This window comes from Bacteroidota bacterium (genome assembly GCA_017303975.1).
Classification (GTDB): Bacteria; Bacteroidota; Bacteroidia; order JAFLBG01; family JAFLBG01; genus JAFLBG01.
Map to the genome: position 1 here is coordinate 149,017 of JAFLBG010000002.1, position 21,474 is coordinate 170,490.

The following is a 21,474-nucleotide window of genomic DNA, read 5'->3' on the forward strand; positions in this document are numbered from 1 at the left end:
ATAACCCCATTTACTTGGTTTACTACCCCCTCAACTTGAAAAATTATATTCAATATACATTCATTCTTTTTTTGAATCTACTTGTTTCTTTTTCTAATCCTGCAAAAGCCCAATACAACCAATGGGTTTGGATGCACGGAGATACTATTGGAGCTGCCGCAGTGCATGGCACACAAGGAGTAGCAAGCCCTCTTAACTTTCCTGGCGCTAGATACAATGCTGCAGAATGGACAGACAGCCAAGGTAAATTTTGGCTGTTTGGCGGCTCATTGGTAGGCTACATGAACGACATGTGGATGTACGACCCTGCAACAAACATGTGGACATGGCTAAAGGGATCAAACACCTTTGGACAAGTTGGAGTGTATGGAACACAAGGTGTTGCGGCACCTGCAAACACACCGGGTGCAAGGGCATGGGGATCGGCCACCTGGACAGATTCAAACGGAGACCTTTGGCTATATGGCGGACAAGGCCCTTCTGGGAGTTATAGTGATTTATGGAAATATACTATAAGCACCAACGAATGGACATGGGTGCATGGAAGTAATACAACCAATCAGGCTGCAATACATGGAACAAAAGGAATTCCGGCTCCGGCAAATACACCAGGGATGAGATACGAAGCCACGTGTAGCTGGATTGGAGCAACTAATCAACTGTGGTTTTTTGGAGGCGAAGGAAAAGATGCAACATCTTCAAATGGTGTAATGAATGATTTATGGAGATATGATATTTCAACAAACGAATGGACTTGGATAAGCGGAGACAACCTGCGTAACCAAGCCGGAATATATGGAACACAAGGCGTGGCAGCTCCCACTAACAAACCTGGAGGAAGAGGTGTTTATGCAAATTGGGTGGACGAAATTGGCAATCTGTGGCTTTTTTCTGGCTACAACTCCACTGGCACAAACAAACATAACGATATGTGGATGTTCGATATATCAACAAACGAATGGATGTGGGTTAGCGGAAACAACACACCTAACCAAGGAGGAGTGTTTGGCAGTAAATGCGTACCCTCTGTTTCAAACATACCAAGTGGCAGGTTTGAAAACAGAGCAGAATGGACAGACGATTGCCACAACTTTTGGACATTTGGAGGGTTTAGCATTGGCGGAGGAAAATACAATGATTTATGGCGCTACAACCCAAAAAACAATACATGGGTTTGGGTAAGTGGAGATAATATTCCAAATCAAGGAAACATATTTGGCTTGCAGGGAGTGCCTGCTCCACAAAACAAACCCGGTGGACGATTTGGAGCTGTAGGCTGGCGAAACAACGATGGCATTTGGCTTCAAGGTGGCGTGAATCAATTTAACAATGGGAAAAATATTTTATGGAAATATATTCCCGATACCATTTCCGCATTTTTTTCTTACGCACCACTTAAACCTTGTAAAGGAGACACATTACAGTTTACTGATTTAAGCACTCCTAATTGCAACGAAATAAAAGCATACCTGTGGAACTTTGGAGACCCTGCAAGTGGATCTTCAAATACATCAACAGAAAAAAACACATCTCACCAATTTTCCGGCACAGGTGTATTCAATGTAAAATTATTAGTTACAAGCTGCACCGGAGGACAAGACTCTTCTTTCAATCTAATTTCAGTTTACGAGCCAACACTTACAATTACCGGAGACAGTACATTTTGCACCGGAACTACTGTAACACTCACTGCAAGTGGAACAACGGCATACTCTTGGAATCCGGGAAATACACTTAACAACAACTCCTCCGCAATAGTCATTGCAACACCCACCGCCAATACAACCTACACCGTTGTAGGTACTGACATAAATGGATGTACCGATTCCGAACAACATACATTAACACTTGTATCATCATTGCCATTGTCTGTTAGCAATGACACTGCAATATGCTACGGCAATAGTATTACCCTTACCGTTAGCGGATCACAACAATATTCATGGTCTCCCTCAACAGGACTCAATACAACCAGCGGTGCGCAAGTAATTGCAACTCCTACACAAAGCACTACTTACACCATAACAACAGGTAATGCAACCTGTGGCTCAGACACCTCTATTAGTATTACGGTCAACCCCAAACCAACACTTATACTTTCTCCGGATACAACTGTTTGTAAAGGTCAACCAGCAACACTTAGTGTAATTGGAACAGACAACTACAACTGGAATCCAGGCAACAGCCCAGGTAATTCGCTAGTTGTAACACCTACACAAAACACCACATATTCAATAACCGCTACCACTAATACCAACTGTAGTGCCGATTCAACGATAGACATTACAGTAACCTCCATTCCGCAACATACCATCACCTATACTACAGATTGTGATTTCGTACTATTAGAATCCACCTTACCAAATGCTCTTTACTATTGGAATACAGGAGATGCCACACAACAAATAACAGTTTATGAAAGTGATACATTCTGGGTACAACTTACACTTAACAATTGCTCCGATACAGATTCGGTAGTTGTAGCTGTAGATTTAAGTAGCACTGCATTATACTTTCCAAACACATTTACTCCAGATAACAATTCGCTAAACGAAGAATTTAAAGGGTATGGAGACGGAGTGACAGAATACAAACTTGTACTATTTAACCGTTGGGGCGAATTAATTTTCGAAACAAATGATATCACAAAAGGCTGGAATGGGAAAACAAATTCTGCTAGTGCACAAAGCGATGTATATATTTGGATTGCTTCGTATCAACTAAACTGCTCCGGAAATAAGCGGTACAAGCAAATGGGGCACGTTTGGGTAGGACGTTAAACAAATATGTATCATTCCATGTATTTAGTATATTTATAACATGATTACAACAGAATTAATTAAAGATGTTACCGATAGATCGGTTGCGCTGAGGAGGCATCTTTGACATCGACAACAGATTACTTACCATTCACGAAAAAGAAAGCTTAACTCGAGACCCTAACTTTTGGGACGACCCTAAAAAGGCAGAAGCTGTTTTAAAAGAAATCAAAATCAATAAAAATTGGACGGACGGTTATGCCAACCTTATGAAACAGGTTGATGACTTAGCGGTAATGTATGATTTTTACAAATCAGGTGAAGCATCTGAAAGCGACTTACAACAGCAGTTTCAAAGCACCTCTAAACAATTAGAAGATTTAGAGTTTAAGAATATGCTGAGCGGGAAAGAAGATCACCTTGGAGCCGTATTACAAATAAATTCGGGAGCAGGCGGCACAGAAAGCCAAGATTGGGCAGAAATGCTGATGCGAATGTACTTGATGTGGGGTGAAAAAAATGGCTTCACAATTAAGGAAGTTGACTTACAACCGGGAGATGCTGCAGGAATAAAATCTGTAACACTAGAATTTGAAGGTGATTATGCTTTTGGTTATTTAAAAGGCGAGAACGGAGTACACCGACTGGTGCGTATTTCACCGTTTGACGCCAATGCCAAACGACACACTTCGTTTGCCTCTGTATATGTATATCCGTTAATTGATGAAACTATAGATATTAAGATTAACCCTGCAGATATTGAATTTGAGACATTCCGTTCGGGCGGTGCAGGAGGACAAAATGTAAACAAGGTAGAAACCGCTGTGCGTCTATTCCACAAGCCAACAGGGATAATTATCAAAAATCAAGAAAGCCGATCGCAAAGCACCAACAAAGAAAAAGCGTTGCAATTATTAAAATCACAATTGTACGAAGCAGAAATGCGCAAGCGCATGGAATCGGTTGCCGCAATCGAAAGCGGAAAAAAGAAAATTGAATGGGGTTCTCAAATACGCAATTATGTTATGCATCCATACAAATTGGTAAAAGACATACGTACAGGTCACGAAACATCAAACGTGCAGGCAGTAATGGATGGCGATTTAAATGATTTTATTAAAACATACTTGATGGAATATTCGAGTAGCTATTAAGAGAATGATAAATGTTGAATTGTGAATGTAGAATAAAAATAATTTGAAAATGTGGCAATTTGAGGATGGATTGAAGAACACACCACTAACACCTCTCAAGAGGAGAATCATCCACTTTCCATCCTTGAGGAGGGCAGGGAGGTGTTCCTTTTAATAAAAAAAACAAAATGAGTAATACAATAAAAATATACCACAACCCTCGCTGTACCAAGAGTAGAGAGACATTGGATTTGATTCAAAAGAAAAATAAAAATGTGGAAGTAATTGAATACATAAAAACTCCCCCAACGGAAAAGGAATTGAAAGAAATTATTAAAATGCTCGGAATTAAAGCCGAACAACTGATTCGAAAAAAAGAAAAATTATTCGAAGAAAAATACAAAAACAAAAAGCTTTCGGAAGATGCTTGGATAAAAGCAATGGTAAAAAACCCCATTCTAATAGAACGACCAATTATAATAAATGGCAAGAAAGCTGCAATTGGAAGACCTCCGGAAAAAGTATTAGAAATTTTATAATACTAATACAATCTCCTAACTTTAAACTTTTGAACCTTCAAACTTTAAACTAATTATATATGAGCTATAGAATCGAAAAAGACACCATGGGCGAGGTAAAAGTACCTGCCGATAAATATTGGGGAGCACAAACAGAACGTTCTCGCAACAATTTTAAAATTGGTCCTGAAGCTAGTATGCCAAAAGAAATAATTTATGCCTTTGCTTATTTAAAAAAGGCTGCAGCACATGCCAACTGCGACCTAGGAGTTTTATCTAAAGAAAAACGAGATGCAATATCACAAGTGTGTGATGAAATTTTAGCAAAAAAACTAGACGACCAATTCCCTTTAGTTATATGGCAAACAGGCTCTGGCACACAAAGCAACATGAACTTAAACGAAGTTATATCTAATAGAGCTCATGTTCTTGCAGGAAATAAATTAGGTGAAGGGAAAGTTGCCGTGCATCCAAATGATGACGTAAATAAATCACAATCATCTAACGACACCTACCCAACTGCATTAAACATTGCTACCTACAAAATGGTGAAAGACATTACCATTCCTGGCATTGAGCTACTGCGTAATACCTTGAAAAAGAAAAGTGATGAGTACATGAATGTGGTAAAAATTGGAAGAACCCATTTGATGGATGCTACACCACTTACACTAGGACAAGAGTTTTCAGGATATGTATCTCAACTAGACCATGGATTAAAGGCGCTGAAGAATACACTTGAACACCTTGCAGAACTTGCACTTGGTGGCACAGCTGTTGGAACAGGCATTAACACACCAAAAGGATATGACGTAACAGTAGCAAAAAAAATTGCTGAATTTACAGGTCTGCCTTTTGTTACCGCCCCTAATAAATATGAGGCTCTTGCATCACATGATGCTATTGTAGAAACACACGGAGCATTAAAACAATTAGCGGTTTCATTAATGAAAATAGCAAATGATATTCGCATGCTGGCATCAGGCCCACGCAGTGGTATTGGGGAGATATTAATTCCGGAAAACGAACCAGGATCTTCTATTATGCCGGGCAAGGTAAACCCAACACAATCGGAAGCCATGACTATGGTGTGTGCACAAGTAATGGGAAATGATGTTGCGATAACAATAGGAGGAATGAGCGGACACTATGAATTAAATGTATTTAAGCCTGTTATTGCGCACAATGTTCTTACATCGGCTCGTTTGCTGGGCGATGCATGCGTTTCCTTTAACGACCACTGTGCAATTGGCATTGAACCAAATTACTCTGCTATCAAAAAACATCTTGACAACTCCCTAATGTTGGTAACAGCGCTCAACACTCATATTGGCTACGAAAATGCCGCCAAGATTGCTAAAACAGCTCATAAGAATGGAACAACCTTAAAAGAAGAAGCGTTAAAATTGAGTCTTTTAACATCTGAACAATTTGATGAATGGGTAAAACCGGAAGACATGATCGGCTCATTGAAATAAAGCAATTTGAAAATGTGTCAATTTGAAAATTTGAAAGTTGAGTCAACAAAGTGCTTGTCAGTTCGAGCGGAGTCGAGAACTAGACAAGCACTACTGCTTTATTGCAGCCAATTTTTAGTGTTTTATTTGTGTATAAAAACTCAACCTCTTTTTTCTCAACAAAAGCCTGCCCAGGAAGATGACATAAAAAAAGAAATTATTTTTGATGGAAAAAGATACCGCACTTACTCTAACTGGCTTAGTTTTGGAGGAGGACCGGCAATAAAAGAAAAATCAAAATCGACACAATTTGCAGCCGACATAAGCTATAACTTCCATATCAAAAAAGAATATTTTCAAGTAGGAGTTACAGTCTCCGGAGATAAATTTGGAGTAAACAATAATATTTTATGGCATGGTGCTTATGGCAAACGAAAAGAAACAACAAAATACTGTTGGTCCACTTGGGGTGGAGTTTCTTATGCTTCCTATTATCCGTATGTAGATAGTTTAAATGGATACCTAAGAAAAACGACTACCAGTCCCGGAATATATGTTGCTACACAATTTATCGGGAAGTTAAAATACGACATCGGCCTAGGTCCATCAGCTTTTTTTAGCTACTATGCCGACAAGCAATATATTGTTGGTCTAAGAATTGATGTCTTTTTCTCAGGCTCTTACAGAGGAAAAGAAGAGTGATAAATTACACTGTTGTCCTTATACATAGTTCTTTCAACTGCTCTTCACTTATAAGAGAAGGCGAATCAATCATCATATCTCTACCTGCATTATTTTTAGGGAATGCAATATAGTCCCTAATAGAATCGGCACCTCCAAACAATGAACACAATCTATCAAAACCAAATGCAATGCCACCATGCGGAGGTGCACCATATTCAAACGCATTCAACAAAAATCCAAATTGATATTGCGCATCTTCGTCTGTAAATCCTAATCGCTTAAACATAAGTTGTTGCAATGCTTTGTCGTGGATTCGTATTGAACCTCCTCCTACTTCTACTCCATTTATAACTAAGTCATACGCATTGGCACGAACTTTTCCAGGATCTGTTTCCAATAAATGAATATCTTCCGGATTGGGTGATGTAAACGGATGGTGCATAGCATGCCATCTGTTATGCTCTTCATTCCATTCTAGCAACGGAAAATCTACAACCCATAAACACGAAAATTTGTTTTTGTCACGCAACCCCAATCTAGTGCCCATTTCGAGACGCAACTCATTTAGAGCTTTTCTTGTTTTATCGATAGTACCCGCTAACACTAGCATTAAATCTCCAGGCTGCGCTCCAAAAGCTTCAGCCCATTTTTTTAGTTCATCCGCATTGTAAAATTTATCCACACTTGATTTTAGTATTCCATCGCTTTGGTAGCGAACATACACAAGCCCGGTAGCGCCAATTTGCGGACGCTTTACAAACTCTGTTAACTCATCCAACTGCTTACGAGTATATTCTGCACATCCTTTAGCACAAATACCCACCACCAATTCAGCATCATCAAACACCTTGAAATTTTTTCCTTTCACCACCTCATTCAACTCAACAAACTTCATATCAAAGCGTGTATCTGGCTTGTCGCTACCATAATACTTTGCAGCATCAGCATATGTCATATGCGGAACCACAGGTATATCAATACCTTTCACTGTTTTAAATAAATATTTTGTTAGCCCCTCGAACGTTTGTAAAATATCTTCGCGCTCTACAAAGCTCATTTCACAGTCTATCTGGGTAAATTCAGGTTGTCTATCTGCACGCAAATCTTCGTCTCTAAAACATTTTACCAATTGATAGTATCTGTCAAAACCTGCAACCATCAACAATTGCTTGAATGTTTGCGGAGACTGAGGCAATGCATAAAACTGTCCCGGATTCATGCGCGAAGGAACCACAAAATCTCGAGCACCTTCCGGTGTAGATTTAATCAGAACAGGTGTTTCTACTTCAATAAAATTTTGTTTATCTAAATAGTTGCGTGTTTCAATTGCCATTCTGTGCCTCAACAGTAACGCCTCTTTCACTGGATTTCTACGCAAATCCAAATAACGATATTTCATTCGCAAATCATCCCCACCATCTGTATTATCTTCGATTGTAAAAGGAGGTGTAATAGATGAATTAAGTGTTTCCAAGGACTCCACCACAATCTCAATATCTCCGGTAGTCATTTTTGAGTTTTTAGAGCTTCTCTCCACTACTTTTCCAATTGCCTTTACAACAAATTCCCGACCCAATTTTCTTGCCAACTCACACAATGCATTATTGGTGTCCATATTAAACGCCAATTGTGTAACTCCATAACGGTCGCGTAAATCAATAAAAGTAAGCCCTCCCAAATCTCTCGACTTTTGAATCCAACCACAAAGTGTTACTTGTTGTCCTACATTTTTAATTGTTAATTCTCCGCAAGTATGTGTACGTAGCATAAAAATATTTTTGAATGTTTAATTATAAATGTTTGGTAAAGATAAAGTTTGTAATTTCAGTAAATGCAATTCTCTGACGAATATTTTATGCGCGAAGCCTTAAAAGAGGCTAAAAAAGCTTTTGATGCCGATGAGGTGCCCGTTGGCGCTGTGATCGTTTCCAATAATCAAATTATTTCGCGTGCACATAATCTTACAGAAAGATTAAATGATGTAACCGCACATGCTGAAATGCAAGCTATTACGGCAGCTGCAAATACATTAGGTGGTAAATATTTAAACGAATGTACACTTTATGTAACACTAGAGCCATGTATAATGTGTGCTGGAGCAATAATGTGGGGACAGTTCGGCAAAATAGTTTTTGGTGCAAGCGACCCCAAAAAAGGGTTTTTAAACTTAAATCAAAAAGTATTACACCCTAAAACAAATATTACGAACGGAATACTAGGGGAAGAGTGCGCTATACTTTTAAAAACATTTTTTGAAAAAAAAAGATAAAATCCAAACAATAGGTAGATTATCTTGAAATTTCTAAAACTTCTATTTTAATTTTTCCGGACGGAACTTCTGCTTCTACTTTATCTCCAACTTTTTTTCCCAAAATAGCTTTTGCAATAGGAGAACTAACGGATATTTTCCCCAATTTTAAATCAGCTTCATTCTCAGCAACAAGTGTATAGGTCATAGTTGCTTTATTTCCAAGATTCTTGATTTTAACTTTTGATAAAATATATACCTTAGAATTATCCATTTGGGTTTCATCAACAATTCGAGCATTTCTTACAATTTCTTCTAACTTGGAAATTTTAAGCTCTAATAAACCTTGTGCTTCTTTTGCCGCATCGTACTCTGCATTCTCCGACAAGTCTCCCTTATCTCGCGCCTCTGCAATCTGCTTAGAAATGGATGGTCTTTCATGAGCCTTTAGCTGATGTAATTCATCCTTTAATTTTTTTAATCCTTCTTCCGTAAAATAAGAAATTTGTGACATGACCTCTAATCTTTTAATCAAACAATATGTAAATACAAGAGAGAACCCTTGGAGGATTCTCTCTATGCAAGAACACAAATATACTAATTTTTATAAACTTAATCTAGCGCCAAAAGAATGTACCCCATTAAATGGATTCGTAGCTCTATACGAGTAATCTATCCCAAACGTAGATTTTTTTTCTTTCCCAAATGGAACCTCTACACCAAAACCGGCATGCGGACCAGTAAACGCGGTAGTTCTTTCATCCTCCTTATGTATTCCATCTTCAAACAAATAGCCTGCTCTGAGCATTAAAAATGATTTTAAACCATACTCTAACCCAACAACATATTGATCTTTTGAAAACGAATTCGAAACAAAATTACCCGCTACCGTCAAACGGTGCATTTTTATTTCAGCAGTATCCTTTTTTAAATAAAAATCATACGACCCACCAATATTAACCATAGATGGCAATTCAAAATCTGATGAACGTTGCTCTGCAGTTAAAATAGTACCGGTAGATAGTACAGACGCATTAAAAGATAAACCGTCTCCTCTATATGTCATTCTTGGCCCTACGTTTTTCAAGGCAATACCAAACTTCACTCTGTTCCACTTACCTGTTACATACTGAATACCGGCATCTAGCGCTACGCCTCTAGCTTTAACATCTGCAATACCTTCCGAAATAATTTTAAGGTTTAAACCTCCGTAAATATTATCAGAAAACGCTTTTGCGTAAGATAATCCCATATTAAAAAATTGGGGTGAAAAAGTTCCAATTCCTCCTTCAGGTTGATCTGTTGTTGTAATTTCTATATCCCCCATATCCATAGACATGAAATTAAGTCCCAACACACTTGTTTCTCCAATGCGCTGAGAAAGACCAAATGCATTGATATTAATATCGGTTCCTTTCAACCATTGAGTTCTGGTAAACAACAACTCTGTTTTAGGGGTAAATGCCAAGCCTGCAACATTCAAATAGGTTGCCTCAATTCCTCTTACAGAAGCAGTATTAGCACCACACCAACCGGAGCTACGTGTCCATGGGTTTATCAAAAGCTGTGTTGCACCTGCTTGTCCAACGCGCTCTTTATTACCTGCTAGTACAGTCGCTATTCCTGCATAAAAAGCTAAACTGAGTATTAAATATCTCTTTACCATCTTACTAATTTTTAATTCGTAATTTTTTCTTTCTTAGTTTTAATTAGAACGACTCCAAATCAATTGGCCTCATTACTCCAAACCATTTCACTATTTTTTCTCCTACTCCCGGAACATCAACATGTATAATATACATACCGCTTGCTACCGGAATATTCGATTGATTTTTCAAATCCCAATCTTGAGATGTTTTAGGATCGTCCTTCTTAAACCTACGTACCAACGAACCATTAATTGTATAAATAGAAATGGTACATTTTTCAGGCACATTTGTAATCTTCACTCTATTATCCAACCTATTTGTTTCGTATGCAGAGTAAGCATAGTAAGGGTTAGGGACAACATTAATTAACTCTAACGCATCTTTTGCCGACATTTCATCACTAGTAACAGTTTCTAAATCGTATGTATTAAACGTGTACATAGGATAGTTTCTGTTTTGAGGAGTGGCTGCAACATCCGTTTGGTAAGTAAGTTGAAATGTAGTGTTATTAAAATACCCAGAATAGGCTCTTGTATATCTCTTTGCTACTCTCAATCTAATTTTCAAGTCAGACGGGATAGCTAAATTTTTATTTACTTGCGACATACTAGAAAAACTTGAATTAACAAGTGGAATTCCTGTCCAAATACAATGATTCCAAATAGTACCATTCATTGCAGTGGCATTACTTGCTGCAGGTATTTGATTTCTTATGTACTGACCATGGTCGTATCTAGGCATATCTTTTGCAAAAGCGGAAGAGCCTGAATACAATCCTGAGCTATTGAAAACAAAAAGATGGTGTTTCCCTCCCCATAATAGAGTACCCAAATTGCTGTATGAATTTGATGTCGGATTCCATATCATATCAGCACCATTTTCTGCCACCAACCAAGAATCTTCGCCAAAAGCAAGATTCAAGCGTTCTCCGGTTTCTATGTTAATTGCATATCCAGGAAACCAGCCCATACCGGTAGAGCTGATAAAATTAGGATCGTTTTCACTACCATCACTAACAGTACCTGGGTCTCCAGACTTTCTTCCCTCTTTATCAACAGAAGCAGAAGCTCGTATTGCATGCTTGGCAACACCCCCAACAGCTAACTGCGTTTCCTCCTGCATTTCCAAAACAACACATCTCGACCATTTTGATTTATCAGAAGTAATAACAATATCAACACTTGCCAAAAACGGCATATCGTTTAACGTATTAATTGAATTAAACACACCATACTTAGGCCCTCCCTCTGCATAAACAAATCCTCCAGTCTTGTAACTTGCACCCGTTAAAGCATAAGGGGCTATCAAACCGCCTAGTATATTCTCATATACTTGCTCTGCATCAGCAGGAGAAGTCGTTGCGCCAATAAACCTATCTTGATAAACTGTTTCTTCTGTTGTAGGATTAGTATTTGGCGCCTCTGTTACTCCTGATCTAATCCAGTTTTCGGAGAACTCTCCATCTTGATCTGCTATTCCAGAAAACCAAGCCTTCGTAGGGTCGGTATATGATATAGATGCTTCTAAAAAGCCATTGTCTTTTATATTATCAGAAGGACCAGGGTTTCCTGACTTGCTAATTGAGATTGATATCCCCCACTGAGGTATAATTTGTTCTGTCTGCAATTGAATAGATTGCTGAGAAGAAATTATTTCGCCAGTTGTATTGTTCTTTATTTTCCACTTAGCTGTATCTATTGCTCCCTGCTGAACAGCTGCATTAGTACTATTCGTAATACCAGGCAGCATGTAAAACGTAAAATCCCCTTTTACCACATTCAAAGGATCTATAACGCGCACATTAATTGGTCCTTTACCGGCTTGGTATTCAGGGTCAATTACCCTATGCTCCGGACTAGTTAAAATACGAGCTACCGTTTCGTCAGTTAAATCAAGAATGTTCCCACCATTTCCTTGGCCTTCAATTCTTTTGATTTTAACTCCGGTTCCATATCCTGCATTCATTTTAGTTCCGTTAGCTTCCGGTGTAGGAATGTGTGGTATGGCAGTATAAACTTTTATATTTTTTCTACCAGCTTTATAAGGCTGAGTTTGTCCATCATATAGCGCAGGGTCTGTTTGACTATAATTTTTGTAATTATTATGCGCATACGATATTGCCATAAAGTAATACTGCTTATGATTAATAAGGCGTTTATCTCCGGAAGCGAATTGATCTTCTGTTACACGGAACGATTTTGCAATTCCCTTATCAGCACCATTTACTTCTTCTCTTGGGGTATACCCTTGTAAAGCCTCGTCATAGTAGTAATTAATAAGTTGCTTTACTCCATTTGTAACATCTACTTGTGCTACTAAACGAGCCTTATCCGGATCGGACAATTCTGTTTGAGAAACCGAAGCGTTTTTCAATTGAAAAATTTGATACCCTTCAAAATCATAAGTTCTGTCATACCCACTAATTGCAGGTATTGCAGGATCTACTTCCGTGTATTTTTGAAGATAGTTATTTGACAGTGGAGAATGAGACAAATAAAGTATTACTTCTTTGTCTAATTCTTGCAATGTAACATCTGGAGCATCCGGCCCATCTAATACCTTAAAGCAATTGTCGAACAAACGTTGAGCTTTATCATCAGCAGCTTGCAATAAAGTAATTGCAGCCTTATTCCCAGCTCCAGGCAGAGCTCTAGCCCAAACAGCACCCACAGTAATGTAGTTTCTTGCTCCAGGTTGCAATGTAAAAGGTCCTGCTGATTGAAAAAATCTTCTATCTGCCGGTTTTATTGTTTCATACCAAGGTACTTGAGGTACATTACCGGTTCCAATTCCCAGTGGATCAGTATCACCAGGGAACATAAAATTACATGCTAAACTACCACCACGCCCACTACCTCCGTATGTCATTGGCAATCCATCTCTCCACATACCTCTACAATAATTGTAAAAATCACTTGCTTTATCAGGGTTTCCCTGTAGTGAATTATCGTTATTGTAATACACAAACTTAGACATGATAATTTTTTCGCGCAATTGAGTTTCCGGAACCTGAATAGTAGTTGTTCCATTATTTACATTGGTACAATCAACACAACCATCTCGGTCGTTATCAATACCATCTCCTATATCCGCTACCGGACCTTCAAAAAAATCAACCCCAACAGCCGGAAGTGCATCCCCGTATCCGGTAACACCCAAACAACTCTCATCATCACCATCTCCGTTATACGTATAACCTAACCCTCTTGCCACATCACATCCAACATAATCATCGGTAGCACAGCCCAAATCGGCATCTACCCACTTTCCAAAATACGTTTGATTTAATGAGGAAAATGAACGATTAATAATTTTATACTTATAAAAAGTCATGTTATTAATTTCATCGTTCGTGCTATACGCAAATGCTTGCGCTTGAATTTCTAAACCAATTGGAGGGGAGCTAGACTCGGTATGTACATTACCCTTATCGTTAAAAACCCACCAAATTGTTTTATCCCCAAATAAAAAATTGGTATCGCATGAATTACTGTTTGCAATATTGTAGTACGGATAATCTCCACTTCCTTCCGGGTTGTAGTAATTATCACCGTCAGCATCAAAAAACGGAGCTAACTGATTTCCGTTTTCTCCATTAGCCGGCCAATTTAAAATAGAACTAGGAATTTGATACCCTGGATAGGCAGCAGGATCGGCTTTTGCACCTACAAAATCTTCTACTTCTTTTCTGGTAATAACAAAGTGTTTATCGTATTTACGACACATTTGATCATCTGTACTAACAGTAACCGGATCAAGCGGTCCAGGCCAAAAATCATTTCCTGTTTGGCGGTATGTCATAGCAGCTACTCTTAAATTTGAACCTGCATCCAACCCTCCAACCCAAATAGACGCAGCAAACAATGAGTGAGAACCACTGTTTTTAGGTATTTCGTAGCGTGCATTTTGAGTTCCAAAAATATCCCACCACATATCTCCCGCATTCAAGATAGTTGCTCGAACATTGTTTAAATCAAATGTTATTTGGGCTCTAGCAGGCTCGCATAAAGCGGCTACAGAATTAACTGTGCTCGCGGTATTATTTTTACCACTACCCATTCCAATATTTTCTCTAGCTGTAAGCGTTGTAAAACCTGCTGTTATAACAGCTAACAGAATTACACTACGTTGTTTTCTACCTAATATCATATCGCTCTCGTATTATGGTTTATTAAAAATCTAATGTTATACCTAATCTTATTCTACGCGGCAAGCTGTAGTTGTAAGGGTTGTTTACTTTTATAGAATACAAATCAATGAATGATGCAGGACTAATATTTGCATTTATTTCAGACTGTGCAGCAGCAGAAGTTAAATAACCGTCATCATCAGGATTTCCGGTATAAGGGTAAACACCTACCACATTCTTGGTGTTTAATATATTATACACCAATACATACACATTTAAGTTAGATTGCTTTCTGTTGTCATCGTCTTTATCGCCCCATTTAACAATAAAGTTTTTATCAATACGGATATCTCCTCTAAATTGCCATGGTAAACGAGCTCCTCTAATATTTCCCTTTAAGAAAGCTCTTTGTGCAATTCCGGAAGCTGCTGTTTGGGTTGGGTTTGCTTGCTGTGTATAAGGTGTACCGGAACCCGCATTTAATGTCAAGTTAAACCCAACATCTTCTAACACTTTAATTGTTTTATCGGTATCGTCTTTTTTACGCGTAACAGTAGGCCCTTTGTATTCTGTTTTAGTTCCAAAACGGTAATCAAGATTTAATACAAGTCTATGTCTTTGGTCAAAATCAAGTGGTACTAATGTTCTTAAGTTTGGTTGACCGGAGTTTGCAAGATTAAATGCGTCTGTTGCCCCGGATCCTGTTCCATCGGCAAACTGAAGCGTATAATTTGCACTTAATTGAACTCCTTCAGCCTCTGCAAATGTTGATGAAGATGCTCTTCTACGCAAATCGTATGCTACAGATAATCCTTTTACTGTACCAAAATCGATATTTCCGGTAGTTAAATAACTTACAGGATATGCACCGTTGATACGGATAATTTGTTGCATATCTCTCAACTCACGATAAAATGCAGAGATAGTAAGTGATGAGTTTTTACGCTCATTTAATATTTGGCTAAAACCTAATTCATAATCTGTAGTACGAGATGGTTTTAGGTTTGGATTAGGTGTATAAGCACCACCTCTATTCTGCAAGTACAAATAGTTAAATGGATTTACTGCATTATAACCATCGCTTGGGCGCTGTGTTAAGATATCGTAATGAGCAAAAAAGTTAGCAACGTCCGAAATAGGAAAAGAGAATGCAATACGAGGCATTACATTTACTTGCGGAGTATAATCCTCAAATGCTTTTTCTGAAACTCCCGATACATTTGTTGGATTTTTTAGCATTGGTGCAATTCCTGTAGGACCTGCAATTAGCTGCCAATCGGTAACTTCTTTACCATCTGCTGTGTACCATTGGTCCCCGTCTCTGTATCCATTAATGGTAGTAGCTTCTACACCTGCAGATGCATCGTTTACATACACCACAAAGTCATCTCCAATGTTAGATGGTCGAGTAGCATTGTATTTATCAAAATCAATTTCTTTCGCAGTATAAACTTCATCAAATACATACATATCTTTTGGTACATATTGGTTAGCATCGTATCTATCAATACGCACACCAACATTAAACTTCATATCTCTAAAGTCGAATTTATCTTGTATGTAACCAGCCATGTAAACCGGAGTAAATGCAGGCACTTCTCTAGTAAAGTAAGAATCTGTTGCATCTCTTTTGTTAAAGAAATCGCTAAACGAAGCACGGCCTTTGGTGCGTTTACCGGTATGGTATCCACGATACGAAACAATTCCATTTCCTTGGTTATATAGTTCGTCCGGACTAAACATATCTAAAGAGAATAAAGATGGATCTAAGCTGTTTACATCAATAAAATCAGTTCCGTCAACCGGTAAGCCTAATTTTTCGCGAAGCTTTTTATCGAAATAATATTGTTGAGACGCATCGTATCTTTTATCGTATCTGTAGTAGTTGTAAGTTCCGGAAAGTTCAGGAACAAAAATAGGTACTGTATCTAATTGCGATAAATGGAAATTAGCAAAACCTCCGCTATTAGCACCGCCAGCCATTAAATCCCACAAACCGATAGAGGTTAAATTATAATCTCTGTAAGAACGTTGTTCCCACTCCAACCCAACTTGCAACGCATGTTTTTTAATATCTGCCGAAAAGCTAGTAGATACCCTAAATCGAGTATTGTCTCCAATAGCATATCCTCCGTACTGACGACCAGTGTTATACCATAAGCCATATAGGTTACCGGGACGAGTACCATTTAGCAATCCATTGTTTTGTATGATATCAATACCTGTAGTAATGCCTTGGTTATAGTATTCACCCGCAGCTACATTGCCTTGTTGCAACATAAAGTTACCTTGAGCAAATCCGTACTGCCCGCCATTTGTAGTATATCCTGTTCCAACCAAATTATAAAGTTGCTCAGTCCAATTAGTAGCCTCTGTGTTTACATCTCCCGGTTGAAATGTTAGTGCAACATCTCCTTCTCCAATCATGTAAAATGCATCTCCCATTGGTCCATCCGATTTAAATTGATAGTAGGGAGATTTGTATTGTTTGAATTTTCCTACGTATCCATAGGCAAAATGGTCGTCTTTATGTGTATCGTCTTCAGTTATACCTTTACTTCCTTCGTATTCTCCTTGTAAGGTGTAATACGCATTTTTTATAAGTGCAGTCGATTTTTCTATCTCCTCCTTCGTTAAGTTAGGATCGCCAAAACGTTGTGTTATACGCCCAAATACTCGCCATGTATTGCTTCGGTACGCGGGATTATTTACCGGATTTAACAAAGCATATTCATAAACAAAAGAGTGTCCGCTTCCGTAGTCAATTGAACCACCAAGTGTAATATTCAAATTGTCGGTTGGCTTATAATCTACTTTTGTGTTAAGTCTAAAAGCACGAGACGCAACATTTTGGCGTACTTTAATTTCTTCCATATCATCTTTTGTGATAAACTCTGCCTCTCTTACTAACGCATCGCTTCCTGCAAATCTACGTAATGGGTTTTCTTCTAGATATTTTAACTTATCGTCCTTTACTTTCCAAAATCCAATGGCAGATGGATATGGATCTTTGTCCAACTCTATTTCACCGCCAACAAAATAACCCAAAACCGTTTTAGTTTTTGCGGTATCACGCTTTGTAATAATAGGCCCACCAAGGCTAAATCCAATGTAATTGTGTCCATAAGGATCTAAAAACTGAGATGTACGAGCTTCTACGCCACCCATAAATTTACTTTGTGGGCCACGTGTGGTAATAGCAACAACACCACCAGTAACATCTCCGTATTGAGCAGGAATACCACCGGTAATAGTTGTAATATTCTCAACCGATTGCTGCGACACATTTGCCGAACCAATTACACGCATACCATCTACAACATACTGTGTGTTTTCAGCACGAGACCCGCGGAAGTTAAGACCTCCACCATCATTTTGATACACCCCTGCGGTAAGAGCAGCTGCGCCATTTACATCTCTTGTTGCTAAATTTTGAAATTCTTCGCGTGTTACCGTAGAGCCTGATTTTGTGTCCGGGTCAATTAGAGGCTCGGTATATTCAACAATAACTACCTCATTAATTGTTATAGAACTTGCTTGTAATTCGATGGTAACGTACTCTGTTTTATCTGGAGATACGTTTACACCCGTAATCATTACCGCTTGGTATCCTACATAGGTTGCTTTGACATTGTATTTTCCAGGAGTTAGTGGTTTTATAAATGCCTCTCCATCAATATTAGTAGTAGCTCCACCGGCTTGCACACCATTAAGCTCAGCTACCACGTTTGCAAAAGGAATGGTCTCCTTTGTTGCTTTATCTTTTAAGGTAACTTTAATGGCTCCACTTTGAGAGAACAGGTACCCACTTGCTAGAATTCCAACGAATGTGTAGAGTAATTTTTTATACATGAGCAGTAATTTTATTTTTTAAAAAGCCGGTAAATATATGAAATTTTTAATATCTCGTTTAACAAATTTTAACGCTTACTTAGCCGCTGATTTACAGCGTCATACTTAGTATTTTGGGGGAGGGATAAAAATTCTAAAATTAGTACGCGGGTCTTTTAAGTATTTCGCTATATAATATTGCTTTTGTTATGTCTATTGTTCCAAAATCGTCATCGTCTATTGGAGCTTCTTCTTTTTTACTTTTTAACTGTTCAGTAGCATCTTTTTCCTTCGCGTCATTTACAGTAGCTGTTTCGTACGAAAAAAATTTATTGTTTTCTACTTGTTCAGTTAATTCTTCTTCTAAATCTGTAGATTCTAATGTTTCGTATTGCTTTACTGCTTTTCGCTCTTTAGGATTTTGGTATTCTGTTTCGGTATCAAATTCAGTTTCATCAAAAGTTTGTTCTTGAGAGGAGGTAGTTGGTTGTGGATTTAATAATTCCTCAAAAATACTTTTAGGTTTATTGTATGTTGGGGTTGGATATTGATTTGTATTTGATCCTTTTCTAGTTTGCGCTGCAGAGCCGGTTATCTTTTTTACCCATTTAACTATTGAGCTTATGGCATAAAAAAGAAATACTAACGCATAAATGGCTATTTCTATATTTGATGCAGCTTCGTATTTCATACTGCAATTATACAAATCTATTTTAACAAACATTAACAAAACTTTATGAAAGGTTAGTTTACGGAATGAGCGGTTGAATTTACGATTGTAATAATCGGATTGTATAGTCGAAATAAATACCTAAACAATTTCAGCAATACCACGTAAAATGGTATTTTTATTGAATTATTTGAAATACGATGGCTGATATTATTCAATTACTCCCTGATTCGGTTGCAAATCAAATTGCTGCCGGAGAGGTTATTCAACGTCCTGCATCTGCGGTTAAGGAGTTGATGGAGAATGCCATTGATGCAAAAGCCACACAAATAAAACTCATTGTAAAAGATGCCGGCAAAACCTTGATACAAGTAATTGACAACGGTTTAGGAATGAGCGAACGAGATGCACGGATGAGTTTTGAAAGACACGCTACTTCTAAAATAAAAAAAGCTGACGACCTATTCAGCATACGCACCATGGGCTTTAGAGGCGAGGCACTTGCATCCATTGCCGCAATTGCTCAAGTAGAACTTAAAACCAAACGTGCAGACGATAGCCTTGGTACACTTATCGAAATTGAAGGAAGTGTTTTAAAAATACAAGAACCATGCGCTTGTCAGAACGGAACAAGTTTTGCTATTAAAAATTTGTTTTACAATGTTCCGGCCCGTAGAAATTTTTTAAAATCAGATCCGGCTGAGTTTAGATATATTTTAGAAGAGTTTCAGCGAGTTGCGCTTGCCTTCCCGGAAGTAGCTTTTTCTTTGAATCATAACGGGAATGATGTTTTTCAACTGCCTTCATCTAACCTAAAACAACGAATTGTAGGGCTGTTTGGGAATAATTACAACGAACGCCTGGTGCCGGTTGAAGAACATACAGACATTTTAAATATCTCCGGATTTGTTATAAAACCTCAGTTCTGTAAGAAAACCAGAGGAGAACAATATTTTTTTGTAAATAATCGATTTATTAAAAATGCCTATTTAAATCATTCCGTTCAAAGTGCCTTTCAGCATTTAATTTCCGGAGATGTATTTCCTTCGTACTTTTTAAAGTTGGAAATCAATCCACAAACTATAGACATCAACATCCATCCCACAAAAACAGAAATAAAATTTGAAGACGAACGCTCTATCTACATGATACTGCAAGCTTCGATTAAACGTTCGTTGGGTATTTTTAACATTACGCCCACCATTGATTTTAACAGAGAACAAAGTTTTGATATTGCCTTTGACAAAAACAAACCTGTTGTTGCCCCTACCATAAAGGTTGATAAAAACTACAACCCATTTAAAACTACAACAGGACAAAACTATCAAGAAAAGTATTCTCCCGCTATAAAGCAGAATTGGCAAGAGTTGTACGATGTATTAAAAACGAAACAACAAGAAAGCTCAGAACCACAGCAAGAAATAGAAATAAACGAAGGCGAATCTCCTAGCCAAGCTCCTGTTTTTCAATTGTTGCGCAAATACATTGTAAGCTCTGTAAAATCAGGGCTTTTACTTATAGACCAGCAGGCAGCACACGAACGCATTGTTTTTGAAAAACTACAGCAAACAGAAGCCAATACCAACACCCAACAATTGCTTTATCCGGAGCAAATGGAGGTTTCTACGCACGAATACCAATTGATAAATGAACTTAAAGATGATTTGAATGGTCTTGGATTTGACATACGAGATTTTGGCAAAAACACGTTTGTTATTCACGGCATTCCCGCTGATGCAAAAAACAGTAAGCCTGCGGAGTTGCTAATGGACACTATTCATCAGTACGAAAAAAACACGGATGCTATTTCTTCATCGCATCGGGAAGGATTGCTAATTGCAACAGCAAAAAGCGCTTCTATTAAAAAAGGGCGACAATTAAAGGAACAAGAAATGCTTGCTATTATTGATCAATTATTTGCTTGCGAAAACACACAACTATCTCCTTCGGGCAAAAAAATTTATTTTATTTTAACAGAAGAAGAACTGGACAAAAGATTTAATTACTAATTTATGAGCTACGAACAGTACCGCCCAAGCGGATTTAGCCTACTTACTCCGGTTATAAAAAACCTGTTAATTATAAATGCTATTTTATTTTTAGCAACCATTGTTTTTGAAAACCGCTTTGGCATTGACCTTTCTGACCTGTTAGGGCTTCACTACATACAGGCCGAAAAATTTAAACCTTACCAATTAATTACCTACATGTTTATGCATGGTGGATTTACGCATTTATTTTTTAACATGTTTGCTTTGTGGATGTTTGGCAATGTGTTGGAAAACTATTGGGGAAGCAAACGTTTTTTAACCTACTACCTAATTACAGGTGTTGGTGCGGCCTTTACACACTATGTTATTTTTTATTTTAACAGTGTACAACCTATGATGCAGGTA

The 21,474-nt window shown here is 38.0% G+C and carries 12 protein-coding genes and 2 pseudogenes (1 of these 14 only partly in view); 8 read left to right on the forward strand and 6 right to left on the reverse strand.

Annotated elements, in window-relative coordinates; genetic code table 11:
- Nucleotides 1-35 precede the first annotated feature (35 nt).
- From J0M08_01570 to J0M08_01590, 5 genes and pseudogenes are all read left to right on the forward strand, one after another.
- On the forward strand, nucleotides 36-2,780 hold the full coding sequence (locus J0M08_01570; GenBank protein MBN8701729.1) for a gliding motility-associated C-terminal domain-containing protein: 2,745 nt from the start codon (nucleotides 36-38) through the stop codon (nucleotides 2,778-2,780).
- Nucleotides 2,781-2,845: 65 nt separating this feature from the next.
- Nucleotides 2,846-3,913, forward strand: a pseudogene (gene prfB, locus J0M08_01575) (peptide chain release factor 2).
- Between the two features lie 167 nt (nucleotides 3,914-4,080).
- Nucleotides 4,081-4,431: an arsenate reductase (glutaredoxin) gene (gene arsC, locus J0M08_01580; protein ID MBN8701730.1), complete on the forward strand. Its 351-nt coding sequence runs from the start codon at nucleotides 4,081-4,083 to the stop codon at nucleotides 4,429-4,431.
- 59 nt (nucleotides 4,432-4,490) lie between these two features.
- Entirely contained in the window at nucleotides 4,491-5,888 is a 1,398-nt protein-coding gene (fumC, locus tag J0M08_01585; GenBank protein ID MBN8701731.1) for a class II fumarate hydratase, read from the forward strand.
- Nucleotides 5,889-5,900: 12 nt separating this feature from the next.
- Complete coding sequence (locus tag J0M08_01590; GenBank protein ID MBN8701732.1) at nucleotides 5,901-6,569, forward strand: hypothetical protein; 669 nt, start codon at nucleotides 5,901-5,903, stop codon at nucleotides 6,567-6,569.
- 4 nt (nucleotides 6,570-6,573) lie between these two features.
- Here J0M08_01590 and aspS read toward each other — a convergent pair whose 3' ends face one another.
- Nucleotides 6,574-8,319: an aspartate--tRNA ligase gene (gene aspS / locus J0M08_01595; protein MBN8701733.1), complete on the reverse strand. Its 1,746-nt coding sequence runs from the start codon at nucleotides 8,317-8,319 to the stop codon at nucleotides 6,574-6,576.
- A 63-nt stretch (nucleotides 8,320-8,382) separates the two neighbouring features.
- On the opposite strand from aspS, the gene J0M08_01600 reads away from it, so the two are divergent.
- Complete coding sequence (locus J0M08_01600) at nucleotides 8,383-8,820, forward strand: nucleoside deaminase (protein MBN8701734.1); 438 nt, start codon at nucleotides 8,383-8,385, stop codon at nucleotides 8,818-8,820.
- Between the two features lie 19 nt (nucleotides 8,821-8,839).
- Here J0M08_01600 and greA read toward each other — a convergent pair whose 3' ends face one another.
- From greA to J0M08_01625, 5 genes are all read right to left on the reverse strand, one after another.
- On the reverse strand, nucleotides 8,840-9,313 hold the full coding sequence (gene greA, locus J0M08_01605; GenBank protein MBN8701735.1) for a transcription elongation factor GreA: 474 nt from the start codon (nucleotides 9,311-9,313) through the stop codon (nucleotides 8,840-8,842).
- Between the two features lie 90 nt (nucleotides 9,314-9,403).
- Complete coding sequence (locus tag J0M08_01610) at nucleotides 9,404-10,465, reverse strand: PorV/PorQ family protein (protein MBN8701736.1); 1,062 nt, start codon at nucleotides 10,463-10,465, stop codon at nucleotides 9,404-9,406.
- Between the two features lie 43 nt (nucleotides 10,466-10,508).
- Entirely contained in the window at nucleotides 10,509-14,597 is a 4,089-nt protein-coding gene (locus J0M08_01615; GenBank protein ID MBN8701737.1) for a T9SS C-terminal target domain-containing protein, read from the reverse strand.
- A 22-nt stretch (nucleotides 14,598-14,619) separates the two neighbouring features.
- Complete coding sequence (locus tag J0M08_01620; protein MBN8701738.1) at nucleotides 14,620-18,429, reverse strand: TonB-dependent receptor; 3,810 nt, start codon at nucleotides 18,427-18,429, stop codon at nucleotides 14,620-14,622.
- Between the two features lie 139 nt (nucleotides 18,430-18,568).
- On the reverse strand, nucleotides 18,569-19,132 hold the full coding sequence (locus J0M08_01625; protein MBN8701739.1) for a hypothetical protein: 564 nt from the start codon (nucleotides 19,130-19,132) through the stop codon (nucleotides 18,569-18,571).
- A 146-nt stretch (nucleotides 19,133-19,278) separates the two neighbouring features.
- Between J0M08_01625 and mutL the strand changes: the two genes are divergently transcribed.
- Nucleotides 19,279-21,087 (forward strand): DNA mismatch repair endonuclease MutL, encoded by a 1,809-nt coding sequence (gene mutL, locus J0M08_01630; protein MBN8701740.1) that lies wholly within the window; start codon nucleotides 19,279-19,281, stop codon nucleotides 21,085-21,087.
- Nucleotides 21,088-21,090: 3 nt separating this feature from the next.
- Nucleotides 21,091-21,474: pseudogene (locus J0M08_01635) on the forward strand (rhomboid family intramembrane serine protease) (it continues 510 nt past the right edge of the window).

What these genes read in the sequence shown, in the direction of transcription:
- arsC (MBN8701730.1), top strand. Translation starts at nt 4,081, where the DNA reads ATGAGTAATACAATAAAAATATACCACAACCCTCGCTGTACCAAGAGT.
- fumC (MBN8701731.1), top strand. Translation starts at nt 4,491, where the DNA reads ATGAGCTATAGAATCGAAAAAGACACCATGGGCGAGGTAAAAGTACCT.
- J0M08_01590 (MBN8701732.1), top strand. Translation starts at nt 5,901, where the DNA reads ATGTGTCAATTTGAAAATTTGAAAGTTGAGTCAACAAAGTGCTTGTCA.
- aspS (MBN8701733.1), bottom strand. Translation starts at nt 8,319, where the DNA reads ATGCTACGTACACATACTTGCGGAGAATTAACAATTAAAAATGTAGGA.
- J0M08_01600 (MBN8701734.1), top strand. Translation starts at nt 8,383, where the DNA reads ATGCAATTCTCTGACGAATATTTTATGCGCGAAGCCTTAAAAGAGGCT.
- greA (MBN8701735.1), bottom strand. Translation starts at nt 9,313, where the DNA reads ATGTCACAAATTTCTTATTTTACGGAAGAAGGATTAAAAAAATTAAAG.
- J0M08_01610 (MBN8701736.1), bottom strand. Translation starts at nt 10,465, where the DNA reads ATGGTAAAGAGATATTTAATACTCAGTTTAGCTTTTTATGCAGGAATA.
- J0M08_01615 (MBN8701737.1), bottom strand. Translation starts at nt 14,597, where the DNA reads ATGATATTAGGTAGAAAACAACGTAGTGTAATTCTGTTAGCTGTTATA.
- J0M08_01620 (MBN8701738.1), bottom strand. Translation starts at nt 18,429, where the DNA reads ATGTATAAAAAATTACTCTACACATTCGTTGGAATTCTAGCAAGTGGG.
- J0M08_01625 (MBN8701739.1), bottom strand. Translation starts at nt 19,132, where the DNA reads ATGTTTGTTAAAATAGATTTGTATAATTGCAGTATGAAATACGAAGCT.
- mutL (MBN8701740.1), top strand. Translation starts at nt 19,279, where the DNA reads ATGGCTGATATTATTCAATTACTCCCTGATTCGGTTGCAAATCAAATT.